The organism is Mycobacterium sp. IDUB_9, assembly GCF_055419505.1.
The window spans coordinates 522,363-537,929 of sequence record NZ_JBVAXU010000001.1 but is presented as its reverse complement, the minus strand read 5'-3'; the positions used below and the strand labels follow the sequence as shown (position 1 = coordinate 537,929).

Genomic DNA, 15,567 nt, shown 5'->3' with positions numbered 1-15,567 from the left:
CAGGCTGCTCTGGTCACGGCTGCCCCTGGGGGATGTTCCACCGTCCTCGGGATGATTGCGGCGCCGCCGGTTGGAGCGGCCGAGGTGGCCGTGGCGTGCGCAACGGGGTGGTAGGCGCACTGGGTGATGGCGGTGTGGTCGGTACTGAAGTGGCCATCGCCCGGTTCTGTCGCTGCACTTCGTCGTCGATTCCGTCGGACAGGCGTCCGAGGTAGCCGATGAGTGCTGCGGCGTCGCCGTCGTCCCAGCGCGACAGGATGGATTCCAGCCGCGAGATGTTGAGCGCTCGTTGGCGTTCAAAGGTGGTGCGGCCCTGTGGGGTGAGCATGAAGCGCGGTGGTGCTGCTTGGTCGGTGGTCGGCGATCGTCCGACGAAGCCGTCGCGGATCAGGGTCGACACCCGCTCTTCGACCGTCTCATCCGCACTGTCGACCGAACGTGCCAACTCCTTCAAGGTGAGCGGTGGTCCGCCGCCGAGGTAGGAGGCGATGACATAGTCGCCGCGGTCCAGTCGGTACGGCGTCGACGGAATCTGCAAGGCGACGGCTGCCTGCCGGCCCATCGCGGTCAGGACGTTTTCGAGCCGTTGGGCGCGACGTCGGACCGGGACGGGCATGACAACCGGTTCGACGTCGGACACCGGCGGCGTCGGGACAGAGGTGGGGATCATCACGGCGAGCAGCGCCGAGACGATGGCCGCACCTCCGGCGATCACCATGGCGGTCTGGAATGCTGCCAGCGTCGGGAATGTGTGACCGGCGACGGCGATGGTCATCTGGGCCAAGACCGCACCCGTGACCGCGCTGGAGGTCGACGTGCCCAGTGAGCGGGCCAGCGAGTTGATCCCGTTGGCGGCAGCGGTTTCCGACACCGGAACGGCCGAGTTGATGAGGGTGGGCAGGGCGGCAAATGCGAAGCCGACGCCGGTGCTGCACACCACGCCGAACAGCAGAACGCCCGCCGGTGAACCGAGTAGCTGTGTTCCGCCCAGGTAGCCCGCCGCGATGATGACGGCACCGAGGATGAGCGAAAATCGCGGTCCGCGAGCGGCGATCACCTTGCCGGCGATCGGTGATGTGGCCATCATGGCCAGGCCACCCGGTGCCATCCACAGCCCCGCCATCACCATGGTCTGACCCAGACCATGCCCGGTCGTCGTGGGCATCTGCAGTATCTGGGGGCCGATCAGGCTGGTGCCGAACATCCCGAACCCAATGGCCACCGACGACAGGTTGGTCAGCAGTACGGGTTTTTTGAGCGTGGTGCGCATGTCGACCAGCGGGGTCGGTGCGCGGTACTGCCACCAGCCGAATGCCACGAAAGCCGCGATCGAGCAGGCCAGCAGGCCGAGCGTGAGGGGACTGGTCCATCCCCACGTCGAGCCCTTGGAGATAGGTAGCAGCAACAGCAGGAGGGCAATGGCCAGACCGGCCGCACCCGGTGCGTCGAACTTGCCCATGGACGACGAGGGCACGATATCGGGGACCATCGTCGCGAACAGGACGCCTGAGGCCAGGCCGAGACCTGCTGCGCACCAGAACAATACGTGCCAGCTTGAATGCTCGGCGATCACCGCGGACAGCGGCAGGCCCAGCGCGCCGCCTACCCCGAGCGAGGCGCTCACCATCGCCATCGCTGAACCGACGCGGTCGGCTGGTAGGGATGCTCGAAGCACGCTGATTCCCAGCGGGATTACCGGAGCGCCGAAGCCCTGCAGCCCGCGTCCTACGACGAGGAGCGGCAGGGAGCTGGTGAGCGCGGCGAGCACCGACCCGGCGGTGAGGAGCACCGCGCAGGCGATCAGAATCCGCCGGGGGCCGAACATGTCGCCGAGTCGGCCGAACATCGGCGTCGCCACGGCGCCGGTCAGGAGCGTGGCGGTGACCGCCCAGGACGCATTGGCCGCGGAGGTGTTCAGCAACTCCGGCAATTGCGGAACCAGGGGGACCACGAGGGTCTGCATCATCGAGACGCTGACCCCGGCGGCCGCGAGCACCGCAACCAGCAGGCCACCTCCCGTCGGGGCGGACGGGCGTTCGACCATCTGCTGAGTCATGCGGCGGACCTCCTTCGCTGCTGCGTGCGGTGCGTGGCCGTGGGGCCACGCCGAAGCGGGTCGGTACCTTACCTGATATATAGACTGCCTAACAAATTGGCTGCCGATCACGGCGCCGCGGCTACCATCGCCAACAGGGGCGCTGAACGGGGGCGACATGGAACGAACGGGAGCGTTCTGGGACGGTGTGACCGGGCGGGCGCCGATGCCACCCGCGGCCCGCACACTCGGCTTCGAACTTGTCGAGGCCCACCCCGAGGAAGGCTCGATCATCGTCGCCTTCTCCGGAATCGAGGCCTTCACGAATCCATTCGGAGAGATATTGGGCGGCTTTGTTTCTGCGATGCTCTACGACACGGTCGGTCCCGCGCTTCTGGCGACGCTGCCGGCCGGACAGTTCATCGAAACGCTCGATCTCCATACGAGGTTCCTCCGCCCGGCGAAAATGGGTCGACTGATCGGCCGAGGTCGGGTGCTGGTGCGGAGTGGAGCGCGGGCCGAGTTGGACGCAACACTCGAGGATTCCACGGGCGAGGTCGTCGCCACCGCCACCGCGACCGCGCGGATCATTGAGCGCACGTGAGTATTCGAAATGCTCACGCCCGATCCGCCCTGAAAATCGCTGGGACCTGTCGCGATGCGGTGTTACCGTGACGGCGTGACCACGTTCTGCGGCAGCTGTGCGCTGCTCGCCGGGATGCACGAGGCATCCACGGCGAGTTTGTCGTACGTAGGCACCATTGACGCTAAAGCCATTGCGCGGCAGTCGGTTGAGCGCGGCACCTTGTGGCATCTCGGGTGCTTCCGGTTAACACGTCTACAAACTTTCACCCGATCAGTGGGTGTGCGCCCCGGCCGGAAGCATGGGTCCGAAGAGCAATCTCACAAATCTCTCAACTTCGCCGTTGTCGCTGACAGGAACGTCGCCTGACGTCCCTGTAGTTCGACGCACCCAAAAGTGTTGGCGTGCAACGGGTTGCAAAGAAAAATACCCTAGACATTCGCAAGTTCGACACCGCATGCTGTTGGCGGCAACACACACGAACGAACGTGCGTAGAACGAAATGTCGGGACGAAATACCCTGTCGTGTCGAGCCTTTGAAAACTGCACAGTTTGGCATCCGCGCTCGTGGCGGAACTGGAAGACGCGCCTGGCTCAGACCCGGGTGCCCTACACGGGCATGCAGGTTCAACTCCTGCCGAGCGCACCATCGGCCCGCGACGAAAATCAGAGAGGAGGCACGCGGTCATGAAGCACTTTCGTCAACAGTCAAACCGTCGGCAGGCCGTGACGGTGTACAACGCCGACTACCGCGTGCTGACCCAGGTGACCTGGCGGGAGGCGGTACGGCTGCTGCTGCGGGGTTCGGTCTACGTGATCGAGCGCCACAGCCCAGCCGTACACATACACAGCCCGTCGACAGTCATCGAGCTCCCGGTATCGGTGGCGCTGCGTGAGTACGTCCACGTGCCGTACCGGCCCGGCCGCCGGGTCGCGCGTCTGGGGATACTGGACCGTGACGGCTACACCTGCGCCTACTGCGGTGGATACGGCGACACGCTCGACCACGTCGTTCCCGAGTCGCGCGGCGGCCCGAACACGTGGCTGAATCTGGTCGCCGCATGCGCACCGTGCAACGGACGCAAGGGGAATCGCACCCCCGAAGAGGCGGGAATGCGGCTGTTCTGGGAGCCCTACGAACCGCGCGAGCGGGACCGCTACCGCGTGCCGGCGATGGCCTGACCGGCGGTTCGAATCCCGTCCGCCACCCCACCCCGGTCCATGCCCCTGTAGCTCAAGCGGACAGAGTGTCGTCCTCCGACGGCGAAGGTTGACGGTTCGAATCCGTCCAGGGGCGCGGCACACGATGCCCGCGTAGCTCAACTGGAGAGAGCGCCTGTTTACGAAGCAGGAGGTTGCTGGTTCGAGTCCAGCCGCGGGTGCGCACCGTCGGTCACCACCACCGCCTGTCGGTGCCTCGCGGGTAGTTGCACCGTGATGCACAGCCCGCCGGCGGGGCGGGGGGTGAGGGTGAGGGTTCCGCCGTGGGCTTGGATGATGCTGTTGACGATTGCCAAGCCGAGGCCGACACCGTCGTGGTGGGTGCGGATGCGTTCGGAGCCGCGCTGAAACGGCTCGACAAGGGTCGAAACCAGTTGTGGGGTGAGTTTTTCACCGGTGTTCTCGACAGAGAGGACCACATCGTCGGCGCGGACGCCGGCTGTGACCCATGCGCTGCCGTGCTCCGGCAGGTTATGGACGATCGCGTTGTGCAGCAGGTTCGTCGTCATCTGCTGCAGGAGCGCGGAGGAGCCGATGGTGAGGGCCGTGTCGCCGGACGTCTCGATGGTGACGCCGTGCCTTTCTGCCAGGGGCAGAAGCGTTTCGGTGGCATCTTCGGCGAGGAGGGACAGGTCGACAGGTTCTCGGGAGAAGGATCGTTGATCGGCTCGGCTGAGTAGCAGCAGTGCTTCGGTGAGGTCGATCGCTCGGGTGTTGACGGCGTGCAGGCGTTCGACCAGCTCGCCGGTGACAGCGGTGCGATCCTGGCGGGCCACGTCGAGGAGGGTTTTCGTGATCGCCAGTGGGGTGCGCAGTTCGTGGGAGGCATTGGCGGCGAATCGCTGCTGTTCGGCGACGTGCGATTCGAGCCGCTCGAGCATGGCGTCGAAGGCGTCGGCCAGTTCACGGAGCTCATCTCGGCGGCCAGGCAGCCTAATTCGGTGCGACAGTGACCCTTTCGAGGCCAAACGGGTCGCAGCGGTGATACGGGTCAGAGGTGCGAGCATCCAGCCGGCCAGCAGCCACCCGCCTGCGAGGCCGAACACCAGCAGGAACGCCATCACGGCGGCCGCCCTCGGAGCGAACACGTGCAGGAGCCTTGACCGGATGGGAAAGACGTCGTTGGGGAAGGCGATGTCAGTACTGCCCGGGATGATCATCATCCGGTCTGGGACGTAACGCAGGAGGAACAACCACACGGCGGCGAGCAGCAAGGCGCCGGCGAGCATCAGGAACCCCGAGTAACTGAGGGCGAGTTTGAGTCGAAGGCTCAATCCCGGTGCTCTATCCATGGTTTCGTTCCTCAGGCTCGGAGCGGTCTGCGGTGTCTATGCGGTAGCCGACACCGGGCACTGTCGAGATGATCCAGGGTTCGCCGAGACGTTTGCGCAATGCTGAAACGGTGATGCGCACGGCATTGGTGAACGGGTCGGCGTTCTCATCCCACGCCCGCTCCAGCAGTGCTTCGGCACTGACGACTCCGCCCTCTGCAGCGACGAGAACTTCGAGCACCGCAAACTGTTTTCGGGTGAGCGCGACGTATCGGTCGTCCCGGTAGACCTCACGGCGGAACGGATCCACCCGCAGGCCGCCGATCTCCCGCACGGGTGGCCGGTTCTGGGCGCGCCTGCGGTCGAGTGCTCGCAGACGCAGTACGAGCTCTCGAAGTTCGAACGGCTTGGTCAGATAGTCGTCAGCACCGAGTCCGAACCCCGACGCCTTGTCGTCGAGCCGGTCCGCAGCGGTCAACATCAGGATCGGCGTGCCGCTGCCCGAGGCAACGATGCGTTCGGCGATCTCGTCGCCCGAGGGTCCGGGGATGTCGCGGTCGAGGACGGCGATGTCATAGGTGTTGATGCTCAACAACTCCAGCGCGGTGTCCCCGTCGCCGGCGATGTCGGCGGCGATCGCCTCCAGGCGCAGGCCATCGCGGATCGCCGTTGCCAGATAGGGCTCATCTTCGACGACCAGCACACGCATGCTCTCCAAACTACGAGCCATCCCATATCGTCGGCATATCGAAAATCGCATACGTGCTGACAACACCGCGGAGCCTTGACTGGCGCCATGACAAACAACAACTCAGCACACACCCGACGCCCGTTCATCACCGTTGCCATCGCCGCGTTGATCGGCTCGGCTGGTCTGGCCATCGCCGCCCAGGCTGTCGCCGATCCTGACGGTCAGGACCGGGCGACAAAGTACTCCGAGTGCATGCGGGCCAACGGCGTCGCGGATTTCCCAAATCCGAACGCAGAAGGCCATTTTCCCTACGGAGGCATCTCCGTTTCGAAGGCTACGTGGCAGACCGCAGTCGGCGCATGTGCGAATCTGCAGCCGCCGGGTTGGCCCGCCCACCCGCAGCGCACTCCCGCGCAGCAGGACGCCGCGCTCAAATTCGCGCAATGCGTGCGCGAGAACGGGGTGCCGGACTTCCCCGACCCGGCTACCGCCCGTGATCCGCTCATCGACACCTCGAAGATGCGCGGCGACGTCAGCGCCGGCGGTATTCCCGAGCTGAAGCCCGCGACGGAGGCATGCCACGACTTCTTCGCGGCCGCGCTACCGCCACTGGGGACCGGCTGGCCGGGCTGACCAGCTAAACGCTGAGGTCAGCGACCATGCCGGTGGCGATAGTCGCCGGTATGGTCGCCAGCGGTCGCACGCGTACAGCTCGTACCCAGGGCAGCGGTGTATATGTGAAATCTGTTCTGTATACAAGGAGAGCAGATGGCATACCAAAATGCCGCCGGACGGGTGGCTTCACGGCTGCGGACGGAGATCCTGCAGGGTGACATCAGCCCGGGCACGAGACTGTCTCAGCAGGGCATCGCCGAGCAGTTCGGGGTGAGTCGTATTCCGGTGCGCGATGCGCTCCAAATCCTCGCCGGCGAGGGGCTCGTACAGCCGTCGTCAAACGCGAGTGCGGTGGTGACCGGAATGTCGGTGGCTGAATTGCAGGAAATCTACGAGTTGCGGGAGGCGATCGAGCCGGTCGCCACGCATCTCGCCGTCTCGAATGTCGGTCGCGCCGAACTGCTTACGATGCGCAGGCAGCTCGAAATCATGGAAGAGCACTCGGATACGCCGACGTGGCTGGCTGCCAATACCGAGTTTCACGCCGTGGTCTATCGACGTGCGGGCCGTCCGCGCATGATCGAGCTTGTCGAGCAGTTGAGACGTCTCGGTGATCGCTATATGTATGTCCACCTTGAGGTCGTGGGCCAGACTCAACACCTGGCATCCGAACACCTCGCAATCCTTGCCGCAGTCGAGGAGGGTGATGCCGCCTTGGCTGCCCGGCTCACCCGGGAGCACCTGGCGACATCGCACGACTACATCCTCAACTATCTGCTGGAGACGCAGGCCACGGCCGGTGACGTGGACATCTTGACCGGTCTGCACGCCCTCCGTCATTCGGATACCGGACCCGAGCTCGCGACGCCGCTCGGCGAAACACAAGTGATGAAGGCCGTGGGCCGTCATGACTACCGGTGGTGAGGCTGGACGACCGAGGCGCAACGACGCGTCTCGAGCCGACCGGATGGGAACGGCGTTTGACGACGCAGTGGTTGGCGGCGATGAAGCAGATGTCCCCGTCGCATCGTGCGGTGATTCGAGAGGCGTACTTCAGGGGTCGGACGACCGGGCACATCGCTGCCGAGTGGAATGTCAGCGACGCCGTCGTGAAGGACGAGCTGCACACAGCTTTGTCTGCACTGCATCTGACGCTGTTGACGATGGCTCAGCGGCGCAGCGACCCGCAGCCCGAGTAACGGTGATCTGCCTACTCATCCCACCGTGATTCGTTGGCCGGCAACGCAACCCATTGGGGTGGGTCACCTCTCACGGATGCAGGTTCCACTGGCCGACATCTTGGGCCAGAGCATCGTTGACGTCGACTTCGAGCCCGCCGACCACGGGGCCGGGATTCGACGCGGTACTGACGATGCGCTGGTAGAGCACTGCGGCGGGGTGGACCTGACCGCCAGACCAGGACCGGGTTTGCCACGCCCACGCGCGGCCGGGCGTGCTCGACCTTCCGACAACGCCGTCAGCAATGGCCCACTGGCACGGTCTGATGCCCCCGTAGATGCCGGTGCGCTGCACCCCGATCACCGAGTTGATTCCGCGAAACCACGGCAGCGCGACGTTGTTCCAGGTGTTGTGGTCGATGTCGTCGTCGACGCTGAAGAAGATCGGTGCACTCTGGCCGCCACCTGCCGCGGTATGGAGCTGCCAGGCGGTGCGGGCATCGGCGACGCCGCCGGCGAGCCCGCGCGTGAAGTCCGACGGTGCTGTCCCGCCCGGCTTGCCGTATTGGTAGTTGCTGACGATGACCAGCCCGGCCGCGGTCAGCGACTTGGCATAGGGAAGGGTGATCGGTTTGGCGCCCATGGACGAGCCAGGACGTGACGTCGAGACGTAATTGATCACCCCGGAGTGGCCGGCCGCTCGGATGTGCTGCGCTGGAATCTGACGCATCGCGAAGTCGATCAGCGTGGGAGCGGCGGCTGCCGCCGTGGGTGCGCCGACACCGGCGGCTACCGCGCCCAGGCCGGCCAGTGCGGATGCGGCGCCGGCGTAGCGCAGCACGTCACGCCGGGTAACCGGGCCTGATCGCCGAAGGCGGTCGTTCCCCGGCAAGTCGTGCATTGCGCGATGTTACCAATGTGACTGTTGTTAACGGTGCAGCCTCGCCGGTGCGTCCGATCTTGCTGGTAGGGACGCACCCGCGCTCCGGGTGTCAGCTCACATCTGCGGATACGTGGGGTACTCGATGCCCGACAGGTACTGCACGGTACGCACGACCTGGGACGAGTAGCCGAATTCGTTGTCGTACCAGACATAGAGGATCACGTTGTCTTCGTCGACGATCGTCGCGTTCGCATCGATGATGCTCGCCGCCCGGGAGCCGATGAAATCGCTCGACACGGCGTCGGTCGCCGCGGTGTAGTCGAGGTTACGGCTCAACGGTCCCGACAGTGACGCCTGGCGCAGGTACTCCAGGGTTTCTTCCTTGGTGGTCGGCCGGTGCAGCTGCATGTTGAGGATCGCCACCGAAACATCCGGCGTGGGAACGCGAATGGAGCTGCCGCTGATCTTGGCCTTCAGGTCCGGCATTGCCTTCGCCACCGCGGAGGCGGCACCGGTTTCGGTGAGCACCAGGTTGAACGGCGCGGAGCGGCCACGACGGTCGGCGTTGTGATAGTTGTCCAGCAGGTTCTGGTCGTTGGTGAACGAGTGCACGGTCTCCACGTGACAGCGGGCGATGCCGTACTCGTCGTCCATCGCCTTGAGCGGCGGAACGATCGCGTTGGTGGTGCACGAGGCGCACGAGAAGATCTGCTGTTCGAGATCGAGGGTGCGGTGGTTGACGCCGTGCACGATGTTCGGCACATCGCCCTTGCCTGGCGCGGTCAGCAGAACCTTCGCGATACCGGGGCGCAGGTGCTTGGAGAGGCCGTCGCGGTCGCGCCATTTGCCGGTGTTGTCGATCAGGATCGCGTTGTCGATGCCGTACTCGGTGTAATCGACGGCCGACGGGTCATCGCTGTGGATGAACTTGATGACGTTGCCGTTGGCGATGAGGCTGTTGTTCTCGGTGTCGATCTTGATCGTGCCGTTGAACTGGCCGTGCACCGAGTCGCGGCGCAGTAGCGACGCCCGCTTGGCCAGGTCGCCCTCCCCGTTACTGCGGATCACCACAGCGCGCAGGTTCAGGCCGTTTCCGGAGCCGGCCTTCTCGATGAGCAGCCGCGCGACGAGCCGGCCGATCCGGCCGAACCCGTAGAGCACCACGTCCCGCGGGCCTTGTGGCGCGCTCTTGTTTTCCCCGGTCACGTCGCTGAGCACCTCTGCGGTGAACTCGGGTACGGACAGCCCGGCATCGCTGGCGCGGTACGCCATGATCAGCAGGCCGAGATCGATCTTCGACGGGCCCAGGTCCAGGTCGGCCAACGCCTGCAGGAAGGGGAAGGTCTCTTCGACCGACAGCTCGTCACCGCCCACCTGTCGAGCGAATCGGTGGGTCCGCAGGATCTTGATGACGGACTTGTTCACCAGCGACCGGCTGTGCAGCAGGACCGTCACGCCCTTCGCCCGGTACAGGGTGCCGATGATCGGGATCATCGCCTCCGCGAGTGCTTCCTGAGCATTCCAATGGGCGAGTTCTGGCGAGTTCAAATCAAGCGTCCTGTGGGTCGTATGGGCTGGCCCCTCGGATGAGTAGCGCTTCGATCGTAGCGATTGGCAGATCTCACAATGCGGCACGGTTCGGCGGTGAGACTTGCAGTGGCCCAGGTCACAGGGGTAAATGGCTGTGAGCAGAGGTCAGCTTCACGGTGCTTCCGCACGCTCCGCCCGTTTCCACACCCGGTAGTCGTGGGGCAGGCAGACCCCGCACGGGCGGTACCCGGCCGCGACGGCGGTCGCCTCGTCGGCGAAGAAGACCCTGTTGCGGACGTAGCCGCCGACGGCGAGGGTCCGCAGAGCGGACGGGCAGTCGAGGCGGCCGTAGAGCTTGCCGCCGCGGTGCCCGCCCAGGGCTCCGGGTGCCGCGCTGCGGTAGGGACGGCCATCCGCGTCGATCAATGTGTACCACTTGGCTTTTGACATCATGCGGCGTCGTGGAAAACGAGTCCCAGGGTGTATCTGGTGCCACTGCGGACCACCGAAACCCCGTGCCGTACCGGTGCGGCCGACCATCCGCGGGCCGACGGCACGGGTCGGTCCCTGGTGGTGAACACCAGTCCGTGACCCTGAGGAATGACGGTGGCGGTGCCACGTGATTGGGCGCGCGGACGCTGTTCGTAGAGCAGGAACTCACCGCCGGTGTGGTCGACACCGGGGCTGGTCAGATTGATGACCACCTGCAGCGGAAAGACGAGTTCCCCGTAGAGGTCGCGATGTAGGGCGTTCCAGTCACCGGCCTCGTACCTGAGCAGGATCGCGGTCGACTTGGTCTGCCCGGCCGCATGGCACATGCCCAGCCAGTCGTCGAGGCTGTCAGGCCAGGGCGCGTCCCGGCGAAGTTTGGCCCACCAGTCCCGCGCGATCGGCAGCAGCCGCGGGTAGAGCGCGTGCTTGAGCGCCACGATGGGGTCGGGATTGGGATGCGCGAAGTAGCGGTACTCACCTTCCCCGAAACGGTATCTGCTCATGTCGATCGTGGAGCGGAACCGGTGCTCGTCGGGGTAGAGCGCGGCGACCCGGCCGGCCTCGGCCGCGGTGAGCAGCGGGCCGGTGAGGGCGCAGCCGACCGCGTCGAGGTCCGAACGGACCGCGGCCCAGTCGGCTGCGGCGACCCGGCCCGGCCACGGACCATCCGATCCGGCGGTGCTCATGCCGCGGCCTCCAGGTCCAGCAGGAACCGTTTGGCCTCGACGCCGCCGAGGTAGCCGCCCATGGCGCCGTCACTGCGCACCACGCGGTGGCAGGGGACCACGACCGGCATCGGGTTGGTGGCGCAGGCAGTGCCCACGGCGCGTACGGCCTTGGGGTTGCCGGCGAGTTGGGCGACGGCGGCGTAGCTGGCGGTGTGGCCGTAGCCGATGTCGGGGAGGTGGTGCAGCACGGTGCTGCGGAATCCCGCGGACAGCCGCCAGTCCAGCGTGATGTCGAAGGTGCGGCGATTGCCGGCGAAGTACTCGTCGAGTTCCCGGACCACGGTGTCCAGGCGTGTTGGCGTGCGCAGGATGCGTGGGCTGATCTTGTCGGCGAGCTGTTGCAGGACCACATCGTGGTCTTCGCGGGCATAGGCCACGCGCACCAGGCCCTGCTCGGTGGCGGCCACCAGCAGCGGGCCCACCGGGCTGTCGACGGTTCGGTAGGCGACGTCGAGAACGCCGTCGTGATCGGCGGCGACCGCCAGTCGGTTCCGCAGGGTCGCCATCCGGTCGGTGCCGTCGGCCATCTGCGCCAGCTCGTGGATGAGATCGTGGTCGGTGTTCATCGGGTTTCTCCTCTCCGGGAGGTACTGATGGCGGCGGGCTCGCCGCGATAGGTACGTCGCAGGGTCGCGATGCCGTCGGCGGCAGCGCGCCTGGCGGCATCGGTGCTACCGCCGAGGATGGCGGCGACATCGGCATAGGGCAGGCCGGCCAGGTAGTGGTAGGCCACTGCTTGCTTCTGCTTGGCGGGCAGGCGTTCGAGCGCGTCGGCCAGGTCGTCGTCACGGTCGTGCGGCGGTGCGGTGGGTGTCTCCGGCACGGAATCGGTGGGGATCGCGTGCCGCGACCGGGCCCGGGTGATGTCGATCGCCTTGCGGTGAGCGACCGTCACCAGCCAGGCTTCGATGTTCGCGTCAGCCGGAAGGTCCGGATAGGCCTTCATCGCGGCCAGAAAGGTTTCCGACCACGCGTCGTCGGCGTCGGCTGGTCCGACGATGGCCCTACACACCCGCAGTACCGTGGGGCCGTGGCCCTCGACCACTGCCTCGAAGGGCTGTTTGGCTTTCACGACAGGTAGACGCTCCGACGGCCGTTTTCGTGAGGTCCCGTTCAAACCGGCGGCGCGAGTCCGTTGAGGATGAAGTCCATGACCTCGTCGGCGACGTCATGTTGGGTCTTCGCCGAGTAGATGACGTTGTGCAGCATGGCCGTCATCATGATGGCCCCGAAGATGCTGATCGCGGTGCCTTCGGGGTCGGCGAGGTCTCTCAGTGAGCCATCGGCGGCGCCGGCGCGCAGGACTCGGGTGATGGGCTGATAGAACGCGTCTTGGACGGACGACGTCAGTTCGGGTAGTCGGATGGCGCGCCCGAGGTCGCCGACCAGGGCCCGGCTGGTGCCGGGGCTCTTCATGGTGTGGCCGACCTGGACCCCGACCACGGCGGCGAGCCGGTCCCGACCCGATCCGGGGGCGTCTGCAGCCGCGGCGACATCGCGGGCGAGCGCATCCAAAGAGTCCCGCAAGAGGAAGGCCAGGATGTCGTCTTTGCCCTTGAAGTAGTAGTACAGCGTTGCTTTCGGGACGCCCGAAGCCGTCGCGATGTCCTCGATCTTGGTGTTCTGCAGCCCGCGGGCGGCGATGAGGTCGGTCGCGGTGTACAGCTTTTCGGCAACCGCGGGGGGCACGGTCCGTCCGTTCTGTGCAGCCACGAGCGCAGTCTACGAGGACCGGTTGCGCCGAGTTTGTACTTTGAGTACAAACTAGAAGTCTAGTTCGGCGGTCGACGATTTTCGGGGAGAGCTATGCCAGAGGCGCACACAGCCGATGTCGTCGTGGTCGGATACGGAGCCGCGGGCGTCTGCGCAGCTCTGGAGGCGCGCGCCAGGGGCGCCGATGTCCTGGCCATCGACCGATTCAACGGCGGCGGCGCGACGCAGGTGTCGGGCGGAATCATCTACGCGGGTGGTGGCACCTGGGTGCAACGCGAGGCCGGAGTCGCCGACGACGCCGACGCGATGTACGCCTACCTGCAGGCCGAGATCGGCGAAGCGGTGCGTGCCGAGACGCTGCGACGCTTCGTCGACACCAGCCCCGCGATGATCGACTGGCTCACCGAACACGGCGTGCCGTTCGAGGCCTCGGTGTGCCCGTACAAGACGTCCTACCCGAACAACAAGTACTACCTCTACTACTCGGGCAGCGAGAACTCCGGGCGCTTCCGCGCGATCACTCCGCCGGCGCAGCGCGGTCACCGGGCGAAAGGGCCCGGCGCGTCGGGCAAGAAGATCTATGAGCCCCTCGCCGAATCCGCGGCGCGCCTCGGCGTGCGCACACAGTTCCACACTCGTGCCGTCGCGCTGTTGACCGACCCCGGTGGCCGAGTGGTCGGCGTGCGGACGAGCACGCTCGCTGATGCGCCGGCGTGGGTTCGGCGCCGCTATCGCGCGTACGCCGAGCTGGCGGTCAAGCCGGGCATCTACTACCCGCCGCTGCGCGCCGCGATGGAAAAGCGGTTGAACCGCTTGGAGAGTCGGTATGCCCGCACCGTCGATATCCATGCGCGCAAGGCGGTCATTCTCAGTGCGGGCGGATACATCGCCAACCGGGAGCTGATCGCCGAGCATGCACCGGCATACCGCGACGGGCTTCAGTTGGGCACCACCGGAGATGACGGCAGCGGAATCGCCCTCGCGGCCGACGTCGGTGCTGCGGTCGAACGCCTCGACAACGTATCGGCGTGGCGCTTCATCACCCCGCCCAGCGCATTCCTGGGCGCATTGGTCGTCGATGAACACGGACAACGATTCATCGACGAGACCCGCTACGGCGCCGCGGTCGGCCACGCCATGGTCCAGGACCACGGCGGCCGCGGCTGGATCCTTGCCGACCACCGGCTGCTCAAGCAGGCCCGGGCTCAGCTTCCCGAGCAGGCCATCTGGTTCCAACGCCTGCAGATGGAATCCATGTTGCGCACGGACCGGGTGGTGGCGGACACGCTGGAAGAGGTGGCCGCCAAGGCCGGTGTCGATCCGGCGGGGTTGCTGGCCACCGTCGCGTCCCACAACGCCGCAGCCTCGGCCGGACTGCCGGATCCGATGGGGAAGCCCGACGAGTTCGTCAAACCTGTTGAGCAGGGACCGTTCTCACTGATCTCGATTTCGATCAGACGCAGCCTGCTCAACCCGTGCCCGATGTTCACGCTCGGTGGCCTGATCGTCGATGAACTCACCGGTGCGGTGACAACGCCTGCCGGTCAATCGATTCCAGGTCTCTATGCGGCGGGACGCACCGCCATCGGGCTGTGTGTCAATTCCTACGTCAGTGGCTTGTCGATCGCCGACTGTGTGTTCTCGGGTCGTCGTGCCGCGGAGCACGCCGTCGCGCTGGAACCCACGCCGTCACCGTAGCGCGCTGCCGCCGAGCCACTTGTCCCACGGCACACCCCAATCACCGTTCTGCCAGATGGGTAGTGGCTCACCGCCGGTGTTGCGGACCTCGAACACATCGCCGGGCTGGGAGAATTCGTAGAACCACCGCCCGTTGTCGGCGTTGACATTCAGGCATCCGTGCGACGTGTTGGTCTTGCCTTGCGCCCAGATCGTGCTGTCGAGTTGATGGACGTAGATCCCGCTGTTGGTGAGCCGTACCGCATTGTTGACGGTCACCTTGTAGCCCAGCCGTGAATCGACGGGAAGCCCGTAGGTGGAGGAATCCATGACCACGGTGTTGGCCTTGTCCATCACCGTATAGACGCCGGGCTGGGTCCAGAACGAAATATTCTTTCCGGCAACGGTTTCCGATCCACCCATACCCATGGACGTCGGGATCGTGCGGACCAGCTCGTCATTGCGGTAAACGCGGATCTGCTTGGTGGTGTCGTCGGCGACGGATACGTGCGACTCTCCGATGACGAAGGAAACCCGGCCGGCTCCCTGGTCGTCCGCAGCCACGACGACCTCGGTGCCGGGGCGGTAGTAGCTCTGTGGCCGCCAGTGCGCGTGCCGGTCGTCCATCCAGTACCAGGAACCGTCAACGGACGGAGTGGTTTTGACCGCCAGGCGCCGTTCCGCGGCCGCACGGTCGGCGACCGGTCCGGCGAAGTTGGCCACGACGACCGTGCCGACGCCGTAGGTCCCCCCGTCGACCAGTCCTGCGCCCGACGTCGCGGTGAAGCTGACCTGCGTCTGCTCGCCGGCGGTGAGTTTGGTGAACATCGACGTCGGCTGGGCCAGCCAGACGGCCGCGCTGATGGCGAGGAAGAAGACCATCGACAGGATTGGCATCGGCCGCCTCCGCGGTGAACCTACCGACATCCCGGCGCCTCCAATCTCGTCGG

At 65.9% G+C, this 15,567-nt stretch carries 17 protein-coding genes and 3 tRNA genes; 9 read left to right on the top strand and 11 right to left on the bottom strand.

The features are described 5' to 3' along the window. Positions 1 to 13 precede the first annotated feature (13 nt). Positions 14 to 2,056: an MFS transporter gene (locus ACZY08_RS02755; RefSeq protein ID WP_463743072.1), complete on the bottom strand. Its 2,043-nt coding sequence runs from the start codon at positions 2,054 to 2,056 to the stop codon at positions 14 to 16. Between the two features lie 157 nt (positions 2,057 to 2,213). Between ACZY08_RS02755 and ACZY08_RS02750 the strand changes: the two genes are divergently transcribed. The 5 genes from ACZY08_RS02750 (at position 2,214) to ACZY08_RS02730 (ending at position 4,000) form a co-directional block, all read left to right on the top strand. Further along, positions 2,214 to 2,639, top strand: a complete 426-nt coding sequence (locus tag ACZY08_RS02750) for a PaaI family thioesterase (protein ID WP_463743071.1) — start codon at positions 2,214 to 2,216, stop codon at positions 2,637 to 2,639. Positions 2,640 to 3,179: 540 nt separating this feature from the next. Next, a tRNA-Leu gene (locus ACZY08_RS02745) sits at positions 3,180 to 3,267 on the top strand. A gap of 38 nt (positions 3,268 to 3,305) precedes the next feature. Then, on the top strand, positions 3,306 to 3,800 hold the full coding sequence (locus ACZY08_RS02740) for an HNH endonuclease (protein WP_463743070.1): 495 nt from the start codon (positions 3,306 to 3,308) through the stop codon (positions 3,798 to 3,800). A gap of 41 nt (positions 3,801 to 3,841) precedes the next feature. Continuing rightward, a tRNA-Arg gene (locus tag ACZY08_RS02735) sits at positions 3,842 to 3,915 on the top strand. A gap of 11 nt (positions 3,916 to 3,926) precedes the next feature. Beyond that, positions 3,927 to 4,000 (top strand) — tRNA-Arg (locus ACZY08_RS02730). On the opposite strand, the gene ACZY08_RS02725 is transcribed toward ACZY08_RS02730, so the two are convergent. Further along, positions 3,959 to 4,846, bottom strand: coding sequence for a sensor histidine kinase (locus ACZY08_RS02725; protein WP_463744119.1), 888 nt, complete (start codon positions 4,844 to 4,846; stop codon positions 3,959 to 3,961). The two genes, ACZY08_RS02730 and ACZY08_RS02725, sit on opposite strands and share 42 nt — an antisense overlap. A gap of 277 nt (positions 4,847 to 5,123) precedes the next feature. After that, positions 5,124 to 5,819: a response regulator transcription factor gene (locus ACZY08_RS02720; RefSeq protein WP_463743069.1), complete on the bottom strand. Its 696-nt coding sequence runs from the start codon at positions 5,817 to 5,819 to the stop codon at positions 5,124 to 5,126. Between the two features lie 87 nt (positions 5,820 to 5,906). Here ACZY08_RS02720 and ACZY08_RS02715 point away from each other — a divergent pair, with 87 nt between their 5' ends. The 3 genes from ACZY08_RS02715 to ACZY08_RS02705 all read left to right on the top strand — a co-directional run bounded on the left by ACZY08_RS02715 (position 5,907) and on the right by ACZY08_RS02705 (position 7,615). Beyond that, positions 5,907 to 6,434, top strand: a complete 528-nt coding sequence (locus ACZY08_RS02715; RefSeq protein WP_463743068.1) for a hypothetical protein — start codon at positions 5,907 to 5,909, stop codon at positions 6,432 to 6,434. A gap of 135 nt (positions 6,435 to 6,569) precedes the next feature. Next, a complete protein-coding gene (locus tag ACZY08_RS02710) occupies positions 6,570 to 7,340 on the top strand; it encodes a GntR family transcriptional regulator (protein WP_463743067.1) in 771 nt (256 codons plus the stop codon). 80 nt (positions 7,341 to 7,420) lie between these two features. Beyond that, positions 7,421 to 7,615, top strand: a complete 195-nt coding sequence (locus tag ACZY08_RS02705) for a sigma factor-like helix-turn-helix DNA-binding protein (protein WP_463743066.1) — start codon at positions 7,421 to 7,423, stop codon at positions 7,613 to 7,615. A gap of 70 nt (positions 7,616 to 7,685) precedes the next feature. Here ACZY08_RS02705 and ACZY08_RS02700 read toward each other — a convergent pair whose 3' ends face one another. From ACZY08_RS02700 to ACZY08_RS02670, 7 genes are all read right to left on the bottom strand, one after another. After that, positions 7,686 to 8,495, bottom strand: a complete 810-nt coding sequence (locus tag ACZY08_RS02700) for a DUF1906 domain-containing protein (protein ID WP_463743065.1) — start codon at positions 8,493 to 8,495, stop codon at positions 7,686 to 7,688. A gap of 96 nt (positions 8,496 to 8,591) precedes the next feature. Next, entirely contained in the window at positions 8,592 to 10,025 is a 1,434-nt protein-coding gene (locus ACZY08_RS02695; RefSeq protein WP_463743064.1) for a glyceraldehyde-3-phosphate dehydrogenase, read from the bottom strand. A gap of 153 nt (positions 10,026 to 10,178) precedes the next feature. Then, positions 10,179 to 10,460: an Ada metal-binding domain-containing protein gene (locus ACZY08_RS02690; protein WP_463743063.1), complete on the bottom strand. Its 282-nt coding sequence runs from the start codon at positions 10,458 to 10,460 to the stop codon at positions 10,179 to 10,181. After that, positions 10,457 to 11,185 (bottom strand): 2OG-Fe(II) oxygenase, encoded by a 729-nt coding sequence (locus ACZY08_RS02685; RefSeq protein ID WP_463743062.1) that lies wholly within the window; start codon positions 11,183 to 11,185, stop codon positions 10,457 to 10,459. The genes ACZY08_RS02690 and ACZY08_RS02685 overlap by 4 nt, the downstream gene beginning before the upstream one ends. Then, positions 11,182 to 11,733, bottom strand: coding sequence for a methylated-DNA--[protein]-cysteine S-methyltransferase (locus ACZY08_RS02680; RefSeq protein ID WP_463744118.1), 552 nt, complete (start codon positions 11,731 to 11,733; stop codon positions 11,182 to 11,184). Before ACZY08_RS02680 ends, ACZY08_RS02685 begins: the two co-directional genes overlap by 4 nt. 56 nt (positions 11,734 to 11,789) lie before the next feature. Then, entirely contained in the window at positions 11,790 to 12,299 is a 510-nt protein-coding gene (locus ACZY08_RS02675; RefSeq protein WP_463743061.1) for an RNA polymerase sigma factor, read from the bottom strand. 41 nt (positions 12,300 to 12,340) lie between these two features. Next, a complete protein-coding gene (locus ACZY08_RS02670) occupies positions 12,341 to 12,940 on the bottom strand; it encodes a TetR/AcrR family transcriptional regulator (RefSeq protein ID WP_463743060.1) in 600 nt (199 codons plus the stop codon). Between the two features lie 93 nt (positions 12,941 to 13,033). Here ACZY08_RS02670 and ACZY08_RS02665 point away from each other — a divergent pair, with 93 nt between their 5' ends. After that, positions 13,034 to 14,638, top strand: coding sequence for an FAD-binding protein (locus ACZY08_RS02665; RefSeq protein ID WP_463743059.1), 1,605 nt, complete (start codon positions 13,034 to 13,036; stop codon positions 14,636 to 14,638). Here the strand turns inward: ACZY08_RS02665 and ACZY08_RS02660 are convergent. Further along, complete coding sequence (locus ACZY08_RS02660; RefSeq protein WP_463743058.1) at positions 14,630 to 15,514, bottom strand: L,D-transpeptidase; 885 nt, start codon at positions 15,512 to 15,514, stop codon at positions 14,630 to 14,632. The genes ACZY08_RS02665 and ACZY08_RS02660 overlap by 9 nt on opposite strands. Between the last annotated feature and the right edge of the window lie 53 nt (positions 15,515 to 15,567).

Coding starts and splice junctions, on each gene's coding strand:
- ACZY08_RS02755 (WP_463743072.1), bottom strand. CDS start 2,056: ATGACTCAGCAGATGGTCGAACGCCCGTCCGCCCCGACGGGAGGTGGC.
- ACZY08_RS02750 (WP_463743071.1), top strand. CDS start 2,214: ATGGAACGAACGGGAGCGTTCTGGGACGGTGTGACCGGGCGGGCGCCG.
- ACZY08_RS02740 (WP_463743070.1), top strand. CDS start 3,306: ATGAAGCACTTTCGTCAACAGTCAAACCGTCGGCAGGCCGTGACGGTG.
- ACZY08_RS02725 (WP_463744119.1), bottom strand. CDS start 4,846: ATGCTCGCACCTCTGACCCGTATCACCGCTGCGACCCGTTTGGCCTCG.
- ACZY08_RS02720 (WP_463743069.1), bottom strand. CDS start 5,819: ATGCGTGTGCTGGTCGTCGAAGATGAGCCCTATCTGGCAACGGCGATC.
- ACZY08_RS02715 (WP_463743068.1), top strand. CDS start 5,907: ATGACAAACAACAACTCAGCACACACCCGACGCCCGTTCATCACCGTT.
- ACZY08_RS02710 (WP_463743067.1), top strand. CDS start 6,570: ATGGCATACCAAAATGCCGCCGGACGGGTGGCTTCACGGCTGCGGACG.
- ACZY08_RS02705 (WP_463743066.1), top strand. CDS start 7,421: ATGAAGCAGATGTCCCCGTCGCATCGTGCGGTGATTCGAGAGGCGTAC.
- ACZY08_RS02700 (WP_463743065.1), bottom strand. CDS start 8,495: ATGCACGACTTGCCGGGGAACGACCGCCTTCGGCGATCAGGCCCGGTT.
- ACZY08_RS02690 (WP_463743063.1), bottom strand. CDS start 10,460: ATGATGTCAAAAGCCAAGTGGTACACATTGATCGACGCGGATGGCCGT.
- ACZY08_RS02685 (WP_463743062.1), bottom strand. CDS start 11,185: ATGAGCACCGCCGGATCGGATGGTCCGTGGCCGGGCCGGGTCGCCGCA.
- ACZY08_RS02680 (WP_463744118.1), bottom strand. CDS start 11,733: ATGGCGACCCTGCGGAACCGACTGGCGGTCGCCGCCGATCACGACGGC.
- ACZY08_RS02665 (WP_463743059.1), top strand. CDS start 13,034: ATGCCAGAGGCGCACACAGCCGATGTCGTCGTGGTCGGATACGGAGCC.
- ACZY08_RS02660 (WP_463743058.1), bottom strand. CDS start 15,514: ATGCCAATCCTGTCGATGGTCTTCTTCCTCGCCATCAGCGCGGCCGTC.